Source organism: Amedibacillus sp. YH-ame10 (genome assembly GCF_053848885.1).
On the sequence record NZ_JBSPFA010000033.1, the window covers coordinates 1 to 20,037 of the forward strand.

Genomic DNA, 20,037 nt, shown 5'->3' on the forward strand with positions numbered 1-20,037 from the left:
GCAATGGAAACCCTCTATCGAAACAATTCTATATAAAATATGCTGAACCGCCGTATACGGAACCGTACGTACGGTGGTGTGAGAGGACGATAAATAAAATAATTATTTATCTCCTACTCGATTCAACGATGCGTTGTTTGTATTATGTTCAAAAGGAAGATAGAATAGTTATGAGGTGATTTATATGGATGTATATGGAATTGGGAAATTGATTCGAAAACTTAGGAGAGAACAAAATCTGACACAAAAGCAGTTGGCACAGAAGATACATGTAAGTGAGCAGGCAGTGTCGAAGTGGGAATGTGGCAAAGGGGTTCTGGATATTTCCCTGATAAAGGAAATATCACAACTATTTGAAGTGTCCATGGATTGTTTTTTTAATGGAAGTTTGGAGACAAAAAGCAAAGATAAGGGAAATATAAAAAATATACAATTTTATGTATGCCCAAAATGTGGTAATATTCTAACTTCAATGTCGTATGCGGATATGCATTGTTGTGGTTATACCTTACATCCATTAGAGAGATTAGTTGATGATAATCATAAACTAGATATCAACATTGTCGAGCATGATTACTTCGTGAGTATGGAACACGATATGGAAAAAGAACACTATATTTCTTTTGTTGCATTTGTATCATATGATCGCATGCAGTTTATAAAGTTATATCCAGAACAACCGATGGAGATACGCTTCCCATATACAGGTAGTGGCGAAGTATATGCGTATTGTAGTGTGCATGGTTTGTTTTCGACTAGAATAAAAAAATAAAACAAGCTTTCTAAAATTGCATAGAGAGATGTGTCTTGACTTTCCCCTTACTGGAGGCTTTATACTTTAGGGTATATTGAAGAAGGAGAGGGTATTTATGCAAGATAAAAATAAGATTCATATACAAGGATTAACACAAAACAATGTAAAAAATATTACACTAGATATACCGAAAGAAAAGATTGTTGTGTTTACAGGAGTTTCGGGGTCAGGGAAATCAAGTATTGTATTTGATACGATTGCGGCAGAAAGCCAACGACAAATGAATGAGACGTATTCAGCATACATACGAGGACGTTTACCTAAGTTTGAAAAACCAAGAGTTGAGTGTATTGAGAATTTATCAGCATCCATCATTATTGATCAATCTAGGTTAGGCGGTAATGCTCGCTCAACTGTAGGTACAATTAGTGATATGTATACATTGATGCGCTTGTTGTTTTCAAGGATTGCAACTCCTTATATTGGTACAGCTTCTTATTTTTCTTTCAACAATCCCAATGGTATGTGCCCACATTGTATGGGGATTGGCACTATTATAGATGTGAATATTTTTGCGGTGATTGATAATAACAAAAGTTTGAATGAAGATATGTTAGATTTACCAGCATTTCATCCAGGAAAATGGTATTGGAAAGCATACGTGAATAGTGGTTTGTTTGATCCGGATAAAAAGTGGAAGGATTATAGTGAACAAGAACGTAATTTGTTATTGTATGGAGCGTATGAACGTAATGGGAAACAAGTTCATAAAGATGTAGGTGGTATTTACAATTTTTTAAAGAAGGCATTACTGAAAAGAGATATTTCAGAAATAAAAGAGACGTCTCTTCTTCGTTATCAGAAATTAATACAATCTCATCCATGTCCTAGTTGTCATGGAAAGCGTTTGAATGAAAGGGCATTATCCTGTCAAATACAAGGATACACGATACATGATCTTTGCGAAATGGAGTTTACACAGTTATATCATATACTTGAAACTATACACGATAATCGTGCGCAATCTATCATTCAAAGTCTTTTATCCTCTTTATCTCGCTTGATTGAAATTGGTCTTCCGTATTTAAGTATGAATCGTGAATCAACATCATTATCTGGAGGAGAGGCGCAACGACTAAAACTAGTATGCTATATGGGAAGCTCGTTAACGGGAATGATGTATATTTTTGATGAACCTAGTACGGGAATGCATCCACGAGATGTTTATAGAATGAGTAAGTTACTACAAAGTCTTCGTGATAAAGGAAATAGCGTGTTGGTGGTAGAACATGATAAAGATGTTATATCCATTGCGGATGAAGTAATCGATATAGGACCTTATGCAGGAAGTTATGGAGGGGAAGTGCTGTATCAGGGGAGTTATGAAGGATTGTTAAAAACGGATACTTTAACAGGGAAACCATGCGTGAATATGTTGAAGTAAAAGACAATCCTAGGGCGATTACTTCCTATCTAGAGCTTACTCATGCTTCTTTACATAATTTGAAAGATGTTTCTGTGTCTATTCCTTTGCATGTATTATGTGTGATAAGTGGTGTTGCAGGTTCTGGTAAGTCTACTTTGATTCGTGATGTTTTTGCGAAAGAGTATGAAGAACAAGTGGTTCTAGTGGATCAATCTGCGATTACCGCTACATCACGCTCTACCCCAGCGACTTACCTTGGCTTCTTTGATGATATTCGCAAACTACTTGCGTTGGAAAATCATGTATCACCTTCATTGTTTTCTTTCAATAGTAAAGGAGCTTGTCCTGTATGTAAAGGAAGAGGCGTAATTTTGACGGAATTGGTGTTTATGGATCCCGTTGTAACTGTTTGTGAAGCATGCGAAGGAAAACGATACAGTGATGAAGCAATGTCTTATAAATATCGTGGTAAAACGATTGTAGATATTTTGGAAATGCGTGTTGAAGAAGCATATTCTTTTTTTCAAGAACATAAGAAAATCCATAAGCATATTCACGCTATGATGGAAGTAGGTTTATCTTATTTATCTTTGGGTCAATCATTATCTACTTTATCGGGTGGTGAACGACAACGTGTGAAATTAGCGAAATACTTAGATAAAAAAGGAAACATTTATGTACTTGATGAACCTACTACAGGGTTGCATACATGTGATGTTCATAAAATTATGGAAGTATTAGATGGTTTTGTGGAACGTGGAAATACAGTGCTTGTGATAGAACATAATTTAGATGTTATGAAACGAGCTGACTATATCATTGATGTAGGACCAGATGGCGGTAGTGCAGGAGGAGAAATTGTGTTTATGGGAACACCACGAGAAATGATCGATTCTTCAAATACCATCACAGCGAGTTATTTGCGAAAATCTTGCGAGAGAAAGAAACCTTCGTGCTTCTAGAGAACGCATTTTCTATTGACAAAATACTTTAACCTAGGTAAACTATAGATAATCCATAGATAAAGAGCTGATTATATGCCTTGTTATAGAGAGAAGATGTTGTGCTGAAAGTCTTCACTTGGTATATACTTGGGACACTTTTGAGGAGTTATCAGGAAATGGGTAATCGCATGTCTGCGTTATGGACTTGAGTATAGCGTTCAATGAACGAAATAAGGTGGCACCGCGTATAGATACGTCCTTATACAGGGCGTTTTTTTATACTTTTATAGGAGGAAATAAATATGAATTATCAAGTACCTAGAGGAACACAAGATGTACTGCCAAGTGAGGTTGGTAAATGGCATCGTTTAGAAGAATTGATTCGTCAGTTTTGTTATGTATATAATTATCAGGAAATTAGAACCCCAATTTTTGAACATACCAATGTGTTTAAAAGAGGAAATGATTCCAGTGATATGGTCAATAAAGAGATGTACACATTTCAGTTAGAAAATAGTTCTACATCTTTGACATTGCGTCCAGAATGTACGGCAGGTGTTGCTAGAGCATTTGTGGAACATAAAATGTTTGGATATGCAGATTTACCAGTGAAGATGTATTATGTAGGACCACAGTGTCGTCATGAACGTCCACAAAAGGGAAGAATGCGTATCTTTCATCAGTTTGGTGTAGAAGTCATTGGTGCAAAGAGTCCTTTGTTGGATGTAGAAGCAATTACTCTTGGTTGGTCTTTTGTTACGGCTCTTGGATTGAAAGATATGAAGGTATTAATCAATACGTTAGGGGATGATGCATCACGTGATGCATATCGTAGCGCATTGAAGAAACACTTTGAACAAGATATTGAACATATGTGTGGAGATTGTAAACGTCGTTTTGAACAAAATCCATTGCGTATATTGGATTGTAAAGTTGATCATGAACGTGAAGTGATGAAAACTGCACCAAAAATGGAAGATTATCTAAATGAAGAAAGTAAAGCTTACTTTAAAGAAGTATTGGATGGTCTAGATGCATTAGGAATTCCTTATGAAGTAGACGATCGTTTGGTTCGTGGTTTGGATTATTATACACACACTGTATTTGAGGTTGTTTCTGTTAATAAAGATATGGGTGCACAATCGACTGTGTTTGCAGGAGGTCGTTACGATGGTCTTGTGGAATATTTTGGAGGACCAGAAGGAATGAGTGGAATCGGTTGGGCGATGGGAATTGAGCGTTTGATCATTGCTTGTGAGGCTGAAGGTATTGTGTTAAATGAAGAAGATGGATTGGATGCCTATGTTTTATGTCTAGATGAATCTGTTAGAAATGAAGCATTGCAAATTACAACTGCACTTCGTTCTGCGGGGTATCGTTGTGATATGGATTATTTGAATCGTTCTTTTAAAGCCCAATTTAAAACGGTCGATCGTCAAAAAGCAAAAGTAGCATTGTTTGTTGGAGAAGATGATATCAAACAAGGGACTGTTAATATAAAACGGATTAAAGACCAAGTAAAACAAACAGTAAAAATAGAAGAGATTATTGATGCGATAGATGCGATGTTTGCACAAGATGAACATGTATGTACGTGTCAGGGAGAAGGGAATACACATGAATAGAACACACCAAAATGGAGAGTTAAGAATCGAAGATGCACAAAAAGAAGTGACGTTAGTTGGTTGGGTCGCAAAACGTAGAAATTTCGGTGCACTTGTATTTATTGATTTAAGAGATCGTAGTGGAATTACACAATTGGTATTTGATGAGCATATCGCAGAACAAATCAAAGATGTACGTAATGAATATATCTTAGAAGTAAAAGGAATCGTTTGTGAACGTAAAGATAAAAACCCTAAGCTTCCTACAGGGGATATCGAAGTAAAGGTAGAATCAGTGACGATTGTAAACCGTGCACAAACAACACCGATCATTGTTGCGGATGAAACAGATGCTTTAGAAGATACACGTTTGAAATATCGTTATCTTGATTTAAGAAGAAGTGTATTGCAGAAGAATTTGATGTTACGTCACAAGGTCGCAATGTTAACTCGTAATTATTTATCTGATTTAGGCTTTTTAGAAATTGAAACTCCAATCTTATGTAAGTCGACACCAGAGGGAGCACGTGATTATTTAGTTCCAAGTCGTTTGACACCAGGAGAATTCTATGCACTTCCACAATCACCACAGCTATATAAACAGTTGTTGATGGTGGGTGGTTTAGAGAAATATTTCCAGATTGCTAAATGTTTCCGTGATGAAGATTTAAGGGCGGATCGACAACCAGAATTTACGCAAATCGATATCGAGATGAGTTTTATTGAAGAAGAAGATATTTGGAATGTAACAGAAGGATTAATGAAGAAAATTTTCAAAGAAGTGAAAGATGTAGAACTTGATTCTTTCCTTCGTATACCATATGAAGAATGTATGGCTCGTTTTGGTAGTGATAAACCAGATTTACGATTTGGTATGGAACTACAAACAATGAATGCTGTATTTGAACATACTGAATTCCAAGTGTTCAAAAACGTGTTGGATAGTGAAGGTGTTATTTGTGGGATGGTTGCGAAGAATTGTGCAGATAAGTTCTCACGTAAAGATTTTGATAAACTACAAGAATATGTAAAAATCTATGGAGCGAAAGCACTCGCTTATTTGAAGATGAGTGAAGATGTGCTGAGTGGATCTGTTGCGAAAGTAGTAAGCGATGATGAAAAAGCAGCTTTAGTGAAGAATTATAGTTTAGAAAATAACGATGTTATCTTCATGGTTGCGGATAAGAAAAAAGTTGCTCAAAAGGCAATGGGTGCTCTACGTAATAAATTAGGACATGACTTAGATTTAATAGATACTTCAAGCTATCGTTTCTTATGGGTTACGAATTTCCCAATGTTTGAATATGTAGAGGATGAAAACCGCTATGTAGCAGCACATCATCCATTTACATCCCCTAATCTAGAGGATGTAGATAAATTGATGAGTGATCCTTCTCATTGTTATTCTCGTGCATATGACTTAGTGTTGAATGGATATGAGTTATTAAGTGGTTCTATTCGAATTCATGATCAAGAATTACAGAAAACAGTATTTGAAGCAATTGGTATGTCATTGGAAGAAGCATATGAAAAATTTGGATTCTTTATTGATGCCTTTAAATATGGAACACCTCCACATGGCGGTGTAGGAATTGGACTCGATCGTTTGATTATGATTTTAAGTAATACAGATAATATACGAGATGTAATTGCATTTCCAAAAACTGCCAGCGCATCTGATTTGATGAGTGAAGCACCATCAACTGTGGATCAAATTCAGCTCGATGAGCTTTGTTTAAGCGTAATTAAAGGAGAAAATTAATCTCCTTTTTTTTCTAGGTATAAACTTGATTTTTATACATGATTGTTAGTTTCAAGAAAGCAAAAAAAATATAAATGTCAAGAGTATTCTTTTAGAATATACATGATATACTATAAGTGTCCAAGAGTTACACATTTTTCCTACACTTAGAGATAAGGGAGATCGGATGTTACGATTCGGTGTGAATACTTGCTACGAGCAGGAATCCTAAAAATTCGTACAGATCACCCACCTGCATTTACAGGGAAAGATCTCTACTCTTGGACATAAAAAAGGAGCCGATGAATCGACTTCTTTTTTGTTTTGTTTTTTGTTTAACATATGCTATACTTTTAACAAAGATACAGGAGGTAGGGCATGGATCATAGAGAGAGATTTATCGCGTTATATAAAGAACATGTAAAGCGAGAAGGAAGCGAAAAATTATTGGATTACTTATTGAACCAGAGTGATTTTTTAACTGCACCAGCTTCTACTAGATTTCATGGAGCTTATGCAGGAGGGTTGTTAGAACATAGCTTGAATGTATACGATTGTCTATGTGATTATTTGAAGAGGGATCGTGCGAAAGAATTGTATCATATGAACTACGACGATGAGAGTGTAGCTATTGTCGCTTTATTACACGATGTTTGTAAAGTTAATTGTTATAAAGAAAGTACACGTAATCAAAAGATAAATGGAACATGGCAACAAGTTCCATATTATGAATTTGATGATCAATTACCTTATGGTCATGGAGAGAAAAGTGTTTATATCATCAATGGCTTTATACGATTGTCACGTGAAGAAGCTTTTGCGATACGATATCATATGGGCTTTAGTGGAAGTGAAGAAGTACGCAATGTTGGGGCGGCGTTTGAAATGTATCCTCTCGCATTTGCTTTAAGTACTGCAGATATGGAAGCTACCTACTTTGTAGAAGGGAAAGAATAAAGAAAAGAAGTGTATTTCCTTGGCGGAGTGCACTTCTTTTGTATAGATTAATTTTCTTCGTTTACTTTATGCCATAATTCAATTTGTTCTTGATTGCTTAACATGTGCACGAAGTTACTCTTGGCCATGGGATACTTCACATAGAAATCTTGTAATAATTCTTTCATATCCTGACGTTCTGTATAACCATCATTTGGACATGTGCTTTGTACAAATGGAATATCGTTATTTTGTTGGGCAGCGATAATGGCTTCCTCATAGCTATAAATAAGAGGGCGAATAAAGGTCATATCTGTTCTAGATAAATACATTCTAGGTAAGAATGTTGCAATCTTACCACCATGAATCATATTCATCAATAGCGTTTCTACAGCGTCATCACTATGATGCCCAAAGGCAACTTTTGTACAATTTAATTTCTTTGCTTCATCGATGACAGTTGCTTTTTTGAATTTGGAACATAAACTACATTTTAAATTTCCGTTCTTATCTAAATTCTTCTTTAATATTTCATAAACAATAGAATCAAATTTATGGAATTCGATTCCTTCATTTTCGCAGAATGCGTCCACTTCATCAAAGTTCATATTTGGAAAACCTAATTTAATATGAATGCCCACAACTGTAAAATTCTTACCTTCAAATTTGGAATACATATGTAAAGCAGTCAATAAGACCATGCTGTCTTTTCCGCCACTTACTCCAACAGCAATACGATCACCATCTTCAATAAGGTTATAATCTCGGTCTGCTCTTCTGATATCTCTTAATATTGCCTGTAAATTCATATTTGTTCACCTCTTTAAAAACATTGGTATTATAACATGAATTGATTTTATATGTATAGAAAAATAATAGGATATGAAATACATTTAGAATGTCATTCATAAAGCAGAATGTAAAGAAAAGATTTAATTCATGTTGTATTCGTTTTCTATAAATGATACGCTAACCATATAAAGTTGTTCTAATACGTATTTTAATTAGTGTGAAACGATGATACAGAGAGAACAGCGGGAGGGGATTATGGAAAAGAAAATTCATAAACTATGGTTGTATTTACCTGTTCTATTATTGTGTGGTGTTATCTGTTTCTTAATTTATGATTTTTTATTGATTAAGGATGTTTCTATCACTCGCAAAAGTGGGAACTATATTGTAGTATTATCCGAGGATGCTAAAGATAAAAATACACTTGATGAAATGCGTGTTACTGAAAAAGAAATTGTAGAATTATTGAAGAATAATTCGATAGATTCAAAAGTATCAACTGTATTTTATCCAGATTTACCCGCATTTGTATATTACAAAAATTCTGAACGACGCAAACCATATAATATAAAGGTCGCAAACAAAGCTTTTTTTCAAAATTTAAACATCGCTCAGCCTAAAACAAATGTTATGTATCGTATGGCAGGCTCGGGAGGTGGCGAGCTAGATATTCGCTTGAATATAGGGGATTCATCTAAATCTTTCAAGGAAGTTGAATTTGAACTATATCAAGTTTTATCAAAAGATATTGTAGAACCATCGGATTTGCCAAATTTTGATGAAATGTTCACGTTTATTGAATTTGGAGACTACATTACTCTTGATACATTCTCTTCTATCGTCAAAAATGTTTATCACAAAGATATAGAGAATTATCCATATGGAGAGTTTCGCTCGTATCAAATATTCATAAAGAGTGAAAGCGGTGAAGTTACAGATTCAATTCTTGAAATCTTACCGGAAAAATATCATGTTATATCAGATTTTGAACTAGAGAAAGATAATGTTTTTGATAAGTGGATGGATAAGCTGAAGATAGGGTTACTACTCATCTTTGTGATTATTGTGTTTGAAGTTGTTCTTGTAAAAAAATATAAAGCAAATAAGTAGATGCATAAAACGTTGTCTTTAATAAAGAAGAGCATAGTGGTTTGAATCAAACTCGTTTCATATAAAAAGCGATCGTGTCGGATTGCTTTTTTTCTTTTTGTTAAGTTATGTGAAGTTTTGTATTAGTATGGTTAATCATAGTGTTTTATTGTATAATAATAAACGGTGATACAATGGATGGAATATTATTGATACATAAAGAAGCAGGGATGACGTCGCATGATGTGGTAGCACGATTACGACGCATTTTACATACAAAAAAGATTGGACACAGTGGTACACTTGATCCAGATGCAACTGGGGTTTTACTGGTTCTTGTTGGAAGGGCTTGTAAGCTTTTACCATACCTTGAAGATACAGATAAAGAATATGTTGCAACTATGGAACTTGGGAAACGAACGTTAAGTGATGATACATCAGGCGAAGTTTTAGAAACTGCGCCAGTTCATAAAATTGAGAATTTACAAGGAGTGTTGAATACGTTTCAAGGAAAACAAAAACAACTTCCACCAATGGTTTCTAGTATTCGTGTGAATGGTAAAAAGCTTTATGAGTACGCAAGAGCTCATGAAGAAGTCGAACGTCCACTCCGTGATGTGGAATTCTATGAATTAGAAGTTTTGGATGCGGATGCTTTGAAATTTAGAGTTGCGTGTAGTAGTGGTACCTATATTCGCTCTCTTTGTGTGGATGTCGCATGTAAGACAGGGAATTTAGGTTGCATGTCCTCTCTTGTTCGTACAGGTGTAGGAAGATTCAAACTTGAGGATTGTGTAAGCTTGGCAGATGTTGAAAAAGGAAACTTTCAACTACATGGTATGAAAGAAGTGCTACATCATTTACCGATGGTGGAGTATGAACCTATTTTAGATGTTTATCATGGAAAACGTATTCGTTTAGAAACGGATGAAAATCGTGTTGTTCTTATGGATAAAGAAGAACCAATCGCAATTTATGAACGTGAACATCATAACGTGTTTCGTAGTATGCGTGGATTGTGGTAGGTGAGTATATGAAAATACATTATTTTGATTTACATCAACCAATTCAATTTGATGAAGATATTACGGCTTGCATTGGGTATTTTGATGGGTTACATTTAGGACATCAAAAATTAATTGAAAGAGTCTTGAATCATACAAAAGAAGATGGAAGCGTACCTTCTTTGATAACTTTTGATCCAGACCCTTGGACTATTATTAAACATTTGGATAATATTCCTCATATTACACCTATGCGTGAACGTATTGAAATTGGAGAACAATTAGGTATACGAAACTGGATTATTTTACGTTTTGAAGAAGAAATGCAAAATTTAAGCGTTGAACAGTTTCATGAACGAGTTTTAAAACCATTACATTTAAAGACATTGGTGTGTGGATATGATTTCCATTATGCTTCGAAAGGGCAAGGAAGTGTGGATACACTTCGCTCACAAACAAACTTTCAGATTGATGTAGTAGAAGAAGTGAGTAGTGAACACAAGAAGATTAGTTCTTCAAGAATTGAGGAATTAATAGAACTTGGAGATGTAGAAAAAGCAGCTCAGTTTATGGGACGATATTATACGATGAGCGGGTATGTGAAAAAAGGATCTCAGATGGGAAGAAAGTTTGGATTTCCAACAGCAAATCTTCAATTGAAAGATCTTTATGTTATACCCAAACAAGGAGTATATGTAGGTGGTGTGAAAGTGGATGGAATATGGCATGCGGCTATATTAAATATTGGACACAATCCTACCTATAATTTTCAAGAAAACACATCCATTGAAGCACATTTATTAGATTTTGAAGGTGATTTGTACAATAAAAATGTTGTGTTTAAATTTTGTCATTTTATAAGAGAAGAAAAGAAATTTCAAAATGCGGAAGCGTTAGTAGAACAACTTCATTGTGATAAAGAATCTGCAAAAGCTTATATTGAGGCGAGGAAGGAGAATGTTTTATGCGATTAAAAGTATTTGATACAATCGACGAAACATTACAACTGTTAGAACAAAATAATACGCTATATCATACAGCGGAAAATGATATTGAAGATTATCTTATGGATCTTTTAGAACAACAGGATATGATTGTGGATATCAATTCACGTGTGAAATCAAAAGAGAGCTTGCGAGAAAAAATTATACGTAATCGTTTCTATGCAGAAAATGATAGTGCGCAAGAGATATTGGATAATCTCAGTGATTTGATTGGATTCATTATTGAATGTCGTTTTATCGAAGATGAATTTCATGTGCTGAATTTTTTACGTGACAAACTAAATGTAAGGAATAGTAGTGATGGATTTTATAGTCATCCTAGCAATCCGAATTTCTTTTTGGATTGTGATTCAAGACAGCCTCAAATACAAAAGAATGGGTTTGCGATTTATCGCATTGATGGATACTATTTAAAAGAGGGACAAAAAATCAATGTAGAAGTGCAAATTAAAGCACTAGTGCATTCGTTCTGGGGTGAAATTGAACATAAATTGGTATATAAGAATACAAATTATTATGTATACGATGATTTTATGAAGGACTTATTGGCATCTATTAAAGCAAATCTAACAATTACGGATCGACAATTGAAGATCATATACGATCAAATGCAAACAGCTGCGCAAAATGATTCGGGAATTACAGAGAATAGTTTTGAACAGTTAATATCAAAGGCAATCAATGATTTATTTGCGTTGAAGATGAATGAGTCCATTGGTTTTACAATGAATTTAAAGAAAACTTCTACGATATTAGGGCATTATATTTTCATCAAAGATATTCGCTATGATGGAGGAAATAACGATCGTATTTCAACATTGTTTCGAACATTCCGCAAGATGAATTCTGTTACTATGGATTTTGAGAATGAAATTGAAATGGAAGGTGCGTTTGCTTCACAGGATATCTTCATTCATATTTTAGGACAGCACTTGATTTCTGTATTGAATAAAGACTACGACTGGTTTGTTTTCTTTAAGATGTTGTTTGCGATTGAACCAGGAAACAATCTTGAAGATTTCACATTGTTTTTAAGTGTTATCAAGAATTATTTAGTTGATAATTATTGGTTAAATACAAGTTTTGTGAAGCTTCCAATGGAACAAGGGGAATTGTTACATGGGGAATGTGCGAAAATCTTGGCAAATTCATTATGTGAAGTGAGCAAAATCGATATCATTCATGATGATAAAATGGTTGCGATTAATAAAGAATTTGTGAAGTTTATAGAGGAATTAGAAGAACGCGTTATCTCTTACACGGATTTTATGCAATATCAAAGTGCGTATTATGAGGAATGGTTGATGCGTCTTCGAATGATATTTTCTTCTAACTAAAAAGGTATAATCAGAGTCTTTTTTGCATAGGGTGTTAGCAAGGAGGACTCTTTTTATGAACAAACAAGCACTTGCATTTCTGACTATGTTTTCTTTGATCCTTATGTTGTCGGTGTATTATGTGACACTACCAAGTGATGGTACAAAGACTGTAATGAAGGAAGAAACCGCCAAGAAGAACAAAAGTACAGCTGATACTACAAAGAAAACAGATACATCAAAAGACAGTGATGCGAAAAGTGATACATCACAATCTAGTGAGGTTGTAAAGCTTCAAGAAAGCATTGATCAGAAAAAAGAAGTAGAAATTAACAAAAACAATGAAGTAGTCGCAAATGATACATCAGATGAAACAGCAAAGAAGGATGCATTATCTAAGATAGATACCTTAAAGGCTCAACAAACCTTACAGAAAACAGTGGTGGATGCGCTTGCGAAGGATGGTTATAAAACAGCTGTAGAAATTAGTGATTCTACTTGTATAGTGAATGTTTTTGAGCAGAAAGATGATAGTAAAGTGGCAAAAGCTATACTGATGAAGACTAGTTCTGTTACAAATAACAAATATTTAATCGAAGTTACTTTTAAATAATGAGGGAATTTGATATAATAGCAGTAGAAGGCGAGTGATAAAAATGGCTCAGGAATATATAGCACTGAAAGAAAAAAATAATGTTGGTTTAATTGCGTTAAATAAATCAGCGTTTCAAACAATTGCGAAGAACGTAATTGAAGAAGATGAGAATCTAAAATTAGCGGAAAATGCAACTCCGTTTAAGTATGCAATTACATGCAAGATTCAAAACGATCAGCTAATCTTAAATGCTGATGTGAAAGTAAAATATACGGCAAATGTAAATGACGTATGCAACAAAGTACAGGGCAAGATCTTTGAAAATATTGAACATATGACCGGATATACTCCAGATGTTATTGATATCCGCGTGGTAGGCTTTATATTTTAAAAGAAATCCTTAGGGGTTTCTTTTTTTCATATACTATGGAAAGTAGGTGTTGAGAATGGGTGTTGATATCAAGGATTACTTGATGATTGGAATATCTTCTAGAGCATTATTTGATCTAGATGAAGAAAATAAGATATATGAGGAACAAGGTTTAGAGGCCTATTCGAAATATCAGTTAGAACATGAAGACGATGTGTTAAAACCAGGAAGTGGATTTGCGTTAGTAAAGGCCTTGTTGAAATTAAATGAACTGAGTACCGATCGCTTAGTAGAAGTTATTATTATGTCACGTAATAGTGCGGATACAAGTTTGCGTATCTTTCATTCCATTGAACATTATGGTTTGGATATCTCAAGAGCAGTGTTGAGTGGTGGAGCAACTCTTTCCAATTACCTAGAGGCGTTTCAAGTGGATTTGTTTCTATCCGCAAATGAAGATGATGTAGAACTTGCGATTAACAGTGGATTTGCTTCAGGGCGCATATATACAAATACGATTGGTGGGTATGATGCATTTGCGGATATCGATCAAATACGTATTGCGTTTGATGGAGATGCTGTTTTATTTTCAGATGATTCTGAGAAGATTTTTCAGGAACAAGGTTTAGAAGCGTTTGTAAAGAATGAAAAAGTAAATGCTAGAAACAATTTATCTGCAGGACCATTTGCAAAGTTTCTAAAGACGATTTCGGATTTACAAGAAGCGTTTGATGGAAATCATTCGCCAATACGTACAGCGTTAGTGACGGCACGTAATGCGCCAGCGCATGAACGTGTCATTCGTACACTTCGGGCATGGAATGTACGGATTGATGAAGCTTTCTTTCTAGGAGGCATTACAAAGAAGGATGTGTTGAAGGCATTTCATCCTCATATCTTCTTTGATGATCAAGCGACGCATGCTTTACCAGCAAGTGAAGTGGTGCCAAGCGCACAAGTTCCTTATAAAAACAAGGATCAAAATAAAAAAACAAACTCTTTTATGGTAAAATAGAAGAGATGAATGGAGGATATTTATGGCATTAAGCAGACATAAACTACGGGAAATTGCGATGACTTCATTATATCAGCACTTCCTACTTGGAAAAGATATTAAACAATGTGTATTTGATAACAGTGAAACCAATGAAATAGATCCTTTTTTGTATACTGTTACATTGGACGCTATCAAATATGAAGATACATATATTGAAAAGATTGACTCAAATTTACGAGATGATTGGACGTTTGAACGACTTGGGTATGTAGAAAAAGCGATTTTGTTAATGGCTTGTTGTGAGTTGGATTTAGAAACTGCGCCAAAAGCTATTGTCATTGATGAGGCTATCACGTTAGCGAAGAAATTCTGTGATGAAGAAACTTATCGATTGATCAATGGGGTATTGGACCAACTATGAGTCAAGGTATGTATAGTGTTGCTACCTTAGTACACTATATCAAAGAAAGCTTAGACAATGATTTCAACTTACGTTCTATCTTAATCAAAGGCGAAGTTTCAAATTTTACGAATCATCGCAGTGGACATTGGTATTTTACCCTTAAAGATGCGAAAGCAAAGATATCTTGTGTGATGTTTGCTTCTTATGCATCGCGCTCTAGTATTCTTTTAAAAGAGGGTATGAAGGTCATTGTGAATGCTTCGGTTTCTATGTATGAGGCTGGAGGAAGTGTACAGTTGTATGTTACTGCTGTACAAGCGGATGGGTTAGGAGATTTGTTTTTAAAGTTGGAGCAAGTGAAAGAAAAGCTCTCTAAAGAGGGTTTGTTTGATCCAAGTCATAAAAAAGAGTTACCAATGTATCCGATGCGTATTGGTGTGCTAAGTGCTAAGACTGGTGCAGCCATTCAGGATATTTTAACAACGATTGCACGACGTTGGCCATTGGCGGATGTTTGTGTATACCCAACGTTGGTACAGGGCGTACAAGCGACGTCTGCCATCATAAAGCAATTAGAACATGCGGATGCACAACAGCACGATGTGATTCTACTAGTAAGAGGTGGAGGAGCAATTGAAGATTTGTGGTGTTTTAATGAAGAAAGTTTGGCTCGTTGTATCTTTGCGATGAAAAGTGTCATTGTAACTGGAGTAGGTCATGAAACTGATACAACTTTAGTAGATTATGTAAGTGATGCTCGAGGAGCGACACCAACAGCTGCTGCAGAATTGATCACCCCAGATATTAACGAAGTAAAACAAGCAGTACAAATACATGCAAAACGTTTACAACAACGTATGCAAACGCTATTGATGGAACGAAAACAACAACTTTTACGAGTGAAACAATATCGCTATTTAAAAGATCCACTTTCCTACATTGTGCAACAACAAATGACATTGGCAATGCATGTGAAAGAACTGGGTATCGTAGATACCCAAGTGAAGCAAATGGCAGCTTCTTTGCATAAGGCATCTCATAAATTGGCGATGCAATCCGTTAAAATACGTGCTTTCAACCAAGGACAATTGGATGAAAGACATACCAACTTGAAGTTTCGTATGGAACAGTTTACAAAACAGGCACAACGCCAAATGAAAGAACAAATTACCTTGTTAGATGCCTATAGTCCTTTGCAGATTTTAAAAAGAGGATATCATATAAGTTATCAAGAAGGTCACATTATAAAAAGTATTGAAGATGTCAATGAACAAGAAGAATTAAAAATCCGTTTGCAAGATGGCTATGTCATCGCAGATGTTTTAAAAAAGGAGGCATTATAATGAGTGAGAAAGTACCTTTTCGTAAATCTATGAGTCGTCTTGAAGAAATTATTGAAGTACTAGAAAAGAACGATATCGAATTAGAAGAAGCAATTCAATTATTTGAAGAAGGTTTACAATTAGTGAATAGTTGTGATTCCCAATTGAAGAATTTTGAAAATAAAGTACAGGATTTATTAGATACCTATCAGGAGGATCCTAAGAATGCTTGATTTTGAACAATATTTGAGACAAACATTACAAGATTTGCCAAATAGCAAGGTAAAAGATGCGATGGAGTATTCCTTGATGGCTGGTGGGAAAAGAATACGACCAAAACTTTTATTCGCGGCTTTAAATGCATATCAGGTGTGTGAAGAAAAAGGACTTGGTGCAGGTGCTGCGATTGAAATGATTCATACGTACTCACTGATTCATGATGATCTTCCTGCCATGGATAATGATACTTTGCGCAGAGGGAAACCTACTTGTCATGTGAAGTATGGGGAAGGTGTTGCGATACTTGCGGGAGATGCACTGCTTACCAACGCATTTAAAGAAGCACTGAAATCTTGTGAAGATAGTACAATGTCTAGTTTGATGATTGATTATTTATCTGATTATAGTGGTGCCAATGGTATGGTGTATGGACAAATCCTTGATCTAGAAGGAGAAGCAAACCCTAATATTACAGTAGAAGAACTTGAAAAAATTCATTTTTATAAGACAGGTAAACTTATTACTTTACCGTTGATATGTGCTGCCATTATTGCGCATAGAAAAGAAGATATAGAGATTTGGAAAGAAGTTGGACATTATATTGGCTTGTCTTTTCAAATACAGGATGATGTATTGGATGTAACAAGTAGTGTAGAAGTATTAGGTAAAAATGTAAACAGTGATGAAAGTAATCAAAAAAGCACATATGTCACTTTGATGGGAATTGACGCGGCAAAAGAAAAGGCACAGTTCTACTATCAAAAAGCATGGGAATGGTTACGTCGTTTGTCCATTGATACAGAGGCAATGGAAGCTGTATTTGATGAATTAACAAAACGTAAGTACTAAATAGGCTGGAGGTATTTGGATGAATCTTTATGATATAAAAGAACCACAAGATATAAAAGACCTGTCCTTTGCGCAATTAGCGGATTTGTCTCAACAAATTCGTCTTTTCTTGGTGCAAAGTATCGCAAAAACAGGAGGACATCTATCAAGTAATCTTGGTATTGTTGAATTAACGATTGCGTTGCATTATGTCTTTGATTCACCAAAGGATCGCTTTCTATTTGATGTAGGACATCAGTCTTATGTACATAAAATTTTAACAGGAAGAGCTGGACAGTTTTCAACGCTTCGCCAATACAAAGGGATTGCTGGTTTTCAAAAACGCAAAGAAAGTGAACACGACGTTTGGGAGGCAGGGCATTCTTCTACCTCATTATCTGCGGCTTTGGGTATGGCAGTAGCGCGTGATTTGAATCATGATACCTATCAAGTATTACCCGTGATTGGGGATGGTGCGTTGAGTGGAGGTATGGCAATTGAGGCGTTGAATCAAATTGGTAGTGAACAACGCAACATGGTCATTATTTTTAATGATAATAATATGTCTATATCAAAAAATGTTGGTGCGATGGATGAAACATTCACAAAGCTTCGTATGAGTAAACCATACAATACCCTAAAAGATGACTTAAAGAGTTCACTTTCCACCACGAAGCTTGGGAATAGTGTATTAAAGACCATGACAAATATGAAAAATGCAGTTAAGGAAAATGTAGTAGATACTTCTATTTTTGGTGATTTTAATTTGGATTATATTGGACCAGTGGATGGGCATGATATTAAATCTTTGGTAAAAGTGTTAAATATCGCAAAACATCATGAAGGACCAATTGTGGTTCATGTGATGACAAAAAAAGGAAAAGGGTATCGCTATGCAGAAGATGATAGTGAAGGGAAATGGCATGGAGTTTCTCAATTTGATCCAGAAACTGGACAAACATTATCAAAATTACCAGCAGGACATTTGAATTGGAGTGAAGTCATTTCTGAAACCTTACTTGATCTAGCGAAACAAAATGAAGATATAGTTGCGATTACACCAGCAATGAAAGGTGGATCCAAATTAGATAAATTCTTCCAGGAATTACCACAGCGTTCTTTTGATTGTGGGATTGCGGAAGAACATGCCATGACATTTGCGGCAGGGCTAGCGGTATCAGGAAAAAGACCCTTTATTTCTGTGTACTCTAGTTTCCTTCAAAGAGCATATGATCAAATCAATCATGATGTAGCCCGGATGGAGCTTCCGGTTGTGATTGGAATCGATCGTTGTGGTCTTGTTGGAGAGGATGGAGAAACCCATCATGGAGTATTTGATATTGCGATGTTGCGCTCTATTCCTAATATGATACTTGCACAACCCAAAGATAGTCTAGAAGCACAAAACATGTTGTATACTGCATTTTCACAAAACACACAGCCATTTGCCCTTCGTTATCCTAGAGGAAGCATTCCATATGGGAAAGTTCCAACTTATGAAGCCTTACCAATTGGAAGTTGGACAAGCTGGTGTTCACAAGAGGATTACGATGCAATTGTAATTACATATGGTAGTGATGTTGATAAGGTGATTTCTAAAGCAGGTGTAAATGGAGTGAATTTACGAGTTGTAAATGCACGTTTCTTTAAACCGATTGATGAAGCGATGTTAGAAGAACTTTATCATAGTAAAAAACCAATCTTAATCTATGAGACAGATATGATGGCAGGTGGCTTGTCTTCTGCGATTCTAGAATACTTCAATGATCACCAACTTAATACATCATGTATACGTATGGGGATTGGGGATCATTTTGTAGAACATGGTAGTGTTCCTCAACTACGAAAACTTGAACAGATTGATATCACGTCCTTATTTGAAGAGCTTCATTCATTGTTGAAGTAGGAATTGTATGCGATTAGATCAATATCTAGTACAACATGAATATTGTACAACTCGAGCGCGTGCACAAGATGCCATCCAACAACAACGCGTGTATGTGAATGATAAAGTGATTCAAAAGAACAGTTATTATGTGGATGAAGAAGATTGTGTTCGTGTTATTGAAGAAGAACTTTCTTTGGCATCAAGAGCAGGTTTTAAACTGTATGATGTGTTAGAGGATTTTGAAATAGATTTAAAAGATCGTATTTGTATTGATGTTGGTGCGAGTACGGGTGGTTTTAGTGATGTGTGTTTAAAACAAGGTGCAAAGTTAGTATATGCAGTAGATGTAGGAAAAGATCAACTACTGGAAGCCTTAAAGGGTAATCCACGTGTAATCAATATGGAAGGTGTGAATTGTCGCTATTTAACAAAAGAGATGTTTTCGCCTTTACCAAATTTTGCTTGTATGGATGTATCGTTTATATCCATTAAATGTATTTTACCAGCCTTATTATCTGTGTTATCAAAAAAAGAACTCGTTGTACTTGTGAAACCACAGTTTGAAGCGGGGAAAGAATATATTGGCAAGCATGGGGTTATTAAAAATGAAAAGGTACATCTTCAAGTATTAAATGATATCATTTCTTATATAGAAACACTTGGCGTTTATGTGCATCATGTAAAAGCTAGTTCTTTATTGGGACGCGATGGAAATAAAGAGTTTGTAGTACATATCAAAGAGGAAGAATGTCACAAGGCGTTTCCTCTTAAACAAATCATAAAAGAATATCATACAAAGAGGTGA

20 protein-coding genes, 1 other RNA gene and 1 other annotated feature are annotated in these 20,037 nt (G+C 35.3%); of the genes, 20 read left to right on the forward strand and 1 reads right to left on the reverse strand.

Going from position 1 to position 20,037, the window contains the following annotated elements; genetic code table 11:
• Nucleotides 1-184 precede the first annotated feature (184 nt).
• The 7 genes from ACWG42_RS12500 to ACWG42_RS12530 all read left to right on the forward strand — a co-directional run bounded on the left by ACWG42_RS12500 (nt 185) and on the right by ACWG42_RS12530 (nt 7,426).
• Nucleotides 185-772 carry a helix-turn-helix domain-containing protein gene (locus ACWG42_RS12500; RefSeq protein ID WP_455792799.1) on the forward strand — a complete coding sequence of 196 codons (588 nt, stop codon included), beginning with the start codon at nt 185-187 and terminating at the stop codon, nt 770-772.
• Nucleotides 773-869: 97 nt separating this feature from the next.
• Entirely contained in the window at nt 870-2,198 is a 1,329-nt protein-coding gene (locus tag ACWG42_RS12505; RefSeq protein ID WP_455792801.1) for a hypothetical protein, read from the forward strand.
• Nucleotides 2,177-3,142: an ATP-binding cassette domain-containing protein gene (locus ACWG42_RS12510; RefSeq protein ID WP_455792803.1), complete on the forward strand. Its 966-nt coding sequence runs from the start codon at nt 2,177-2,179 to the stop codon at nt 3,140-3,142. The genes ACWG42_RS12505 and ACWG42_RS12510 overlap by 22 nt, the downstream gene beginning before the upstream one ends.
• A 47-nt stretch (nt 3,143-3,189) precedes the next feature.
• Nucleotides 3,190-3,388, forward strand: a binding site (T-box leader).
• Between the two features lie 38 nt (nt 3,389-3,426).
• Nucleotides 3,427-4,749 (forward strand): histidine--tRNA ligase, encoded by a 1,323-nt coding sequence (gene hisS / locus ACWG42_RS12515; RefSeq protein ID WP_455792805.1) that lies wholly within the window; start codon nt 3,427-3,429, stop codon nt 4,747-4,749.
• Nucleotides 4,742-6,490: an aspartate--tRNA ligase gene (gene aspS, locus ACWG42_RS12520; RefSeq protein ID WP_455792806.1), complete on the forward strand. Its 1,749-nt coding sequence runs from the start codon at nt 4,742-4,744 to the stop codon at nt 6,488-6,490. Before hisS ends, aspS begins: the two co-directional genes overlap by 8 nt.
• A 115-nt stretch (nt 6,491-6,605) precedes the next feature.
• Nucleotides 6,606-6,760, forward strand: a non-coding RNA gene (gene ssrS / locus ACWG42_RS12525) — 6S RNA.
• A gap of 87 nt (nt 6,761-6,847) precedes the next feature.
• The gene (locus ACWG42_RS12530; protein WP_455792807.1) at nt 6,848-7,426 is read left to right on the forward strand and encodes a hydrolase; all 579 of its coding nucleotides are present in this window, start codon (nt 6,848-6,850) and stop codon (nt 7,424-7,426) included.
• 47 nt (nt 7,427-7,473) lie between these two features.
• On the opposite strand, the gene ACWG42_RS12535 is transcribed toward ACWG42_RS12530, so the two are convergent.
• On the reverse strand, nt 7,474-8,214 hold the full coding sequence (locus ACWG42_RS12535; protein WP_455792808.1) for a tRNA 2-thiocytidine biosynthesis TtcA family protein: 741 nt from the start codon (nt 8,212-8,214) through the stop codon (nt 7,474-7,476).
• 238 nt (nt 8,215-8,452) lie between these two features.
• Here ACWG42_RS12535 and ACWG42_RS12540 point away from each other — a divergent pair, with 238 nt between their 5' ends.
• The 13 genes from ACWG42_RS12540 to ACWG42_RS12600 all read left to right on the forward strand — a co-directional run bounded on the left by ACWG42_RS12540 (nt 8,453) and on the right by ACWG42_RS12600 (nt 20,037).
• Nucleotides 8,453-9,307, forward strand: coding sequence for a hypothetical protein (locus ACWG42_RS12540; RefSeq protein ID WP_455792810.1), 855 nt, complete (start codon nt 8,453-8,455; stop codon nt 9,305-9,307).
• A gap of 173 nt (nt 9,308-9,480) precedes the next feature.
• On the forward strand, nt 9,481-10,311 hold the full coding sequence (gene truB / locus ACWG42_RS12545; RefSeq protein ID WP_455792811.1) for a tRNA pseudouridine(55) synthase TruB: 831 nt from the start codon (nt 9,481-9,483) through the stop codon (nt 10,309-10,311).
• Between the two features lie 8 nt (nt 10,312-10,319).
• The gene (locus ACWG42_RS12550; protein ID WP_455792812.1) at nt 10,320-11,264 is read left to right on the forward strand and encodes a bifunctional riboflavin kinase/FAD synthetase; all 945 of its coding nucleotides are present in this window, start codon (nt 10,320-10,322) and stop codon (nt 11,262-11,264) included.
• Entirely contained in the window at nt 11,255-12,631 is a 1,377-nt protein-coding gene (locus ACWG42_RS12555) for a GTP pyrophosphokinase (RefSeq protein WP_455792814.1), read from the forward strand. The genes ACWG42_RS12550 and ACWG42_RS12555 overlap by 10 nt, the downstream gene beginning before the upstream one ends.
• A 55-nt stretch (nt 12,632-12,686) precedes the next feature.
• Nucleotides 12,687-13,223, forward strand: coding sequence for a SpoIIIAH-like family protein (locus ACWG42_RS12560; protein ID WP_455792815.1), 537 nt, complete (start codon nt 12,687-12,689; stop codon nt 13,221-13,223).
• A gap of 43 nt (nt 13,224-13,266) precedes the next feature.
• Nucleotides 13,267-13,596 (forward strand): Asp23/Gls24 family envelope stress response protein, encoded by a 330-nt coding sequence (locus ACWG42_RS12565; RefSeq protein ID WP_455792817.1) that lies wholly within the window; start codon nt 13,267-13,269, stop codon nt 13,594-13,596.
• Nucleotides 13,597-13,651: 55 nt separating this feature from the next.
• The gene (locus tag ACWG42_RS12570; RefSeq protein ID WP_455792818.1) at nt 13,652-14,590 is read left to right on the forward strand and encodes a 5'-nucleotidase; all 939 of its coding nucleotides are present in this window, start codon (nt 13,652-13,654) and stop codon (nt 14,588-14,590) included.
• Between the two features lie 22 nt (nt 14,591-14,612).
• Nucleotides 14,613-14,993 carry a transcription antitermination factor NusB gene (gene nusB / locus ACWG42_RS12575; RefSeq protein WP_455792820.1) on the forward strand — a complete coding sequence of 127 codons (381 nt, stop codon included), beginning with the start codon at nt 14,613-14,615 and terminating at the stop codon, nt 14,991-14,993.
• A complete protein-coding gene (gene xseA, locus ACWG42_RS12580) occupies nt 14,990-16,318 on the forward strand; it encodes an exodeoxyribonuclease VII large subunit (RefSeq protein ID WP_455792821.1) in 1,329 nt (442 codons plus the stop codon). Before nusB ends, xseA begins: the two co-directional genes overlap by 4 nt.
• Nucleotides 16,318-16,530, forward strand: coding sequence for an exodeoxyribonuclease VII small subunit (gene xseB / locus ACWG42_RS12585; protein ID WP_455792823.1), 213 nt, complete (start codon nt 16,318-16,320; stop codon nt 16,528-16,530). The genes xseA and xseB overlap by 1 nt, the downstream gene beginning before the upstream one ends.
• Nucleotides 16,523-17,365, forward strand: a complete 843-nt coding sequence (locus ACWG42_RS12590; RefSeq protein ID WP_455792825.1) for a polyprenyl synthetase family protein — start codon at nt 16,523-16,525, stop codon at nt 17,363-17,365. The genes xseB and ACWG42_RS12590 overlap by 8 nt, the downstream gene beginning before the upstream one ends.
• Before the next feature lie 19 nt (nt 17,366-17,384).
• Complete coding sequence (dxs, locus tag ACWG42_RS12595; protein ID WP_455792826.1) at nt 17,385-19,250, forward strand: 1-deoxy-D-xylulose-5-phosphate synthase; 1,866 nt, start codon at nt 17,385-17,387, stop codon at nt 19,248-19,250.
• 7 nt (nt 19,251-19,257) lie between these two features.
• Nucleotides 19,258-20,037: a TlyA family RNA methyltransferase gene (locus ACWG42_RS12600; RefSeq protein WP_455792827.1), complete on the forward strand. Its 780-nt coding sequence runs from the start codon at nt 19,258-19,260 to the stop codon at nt 20,035-20,037.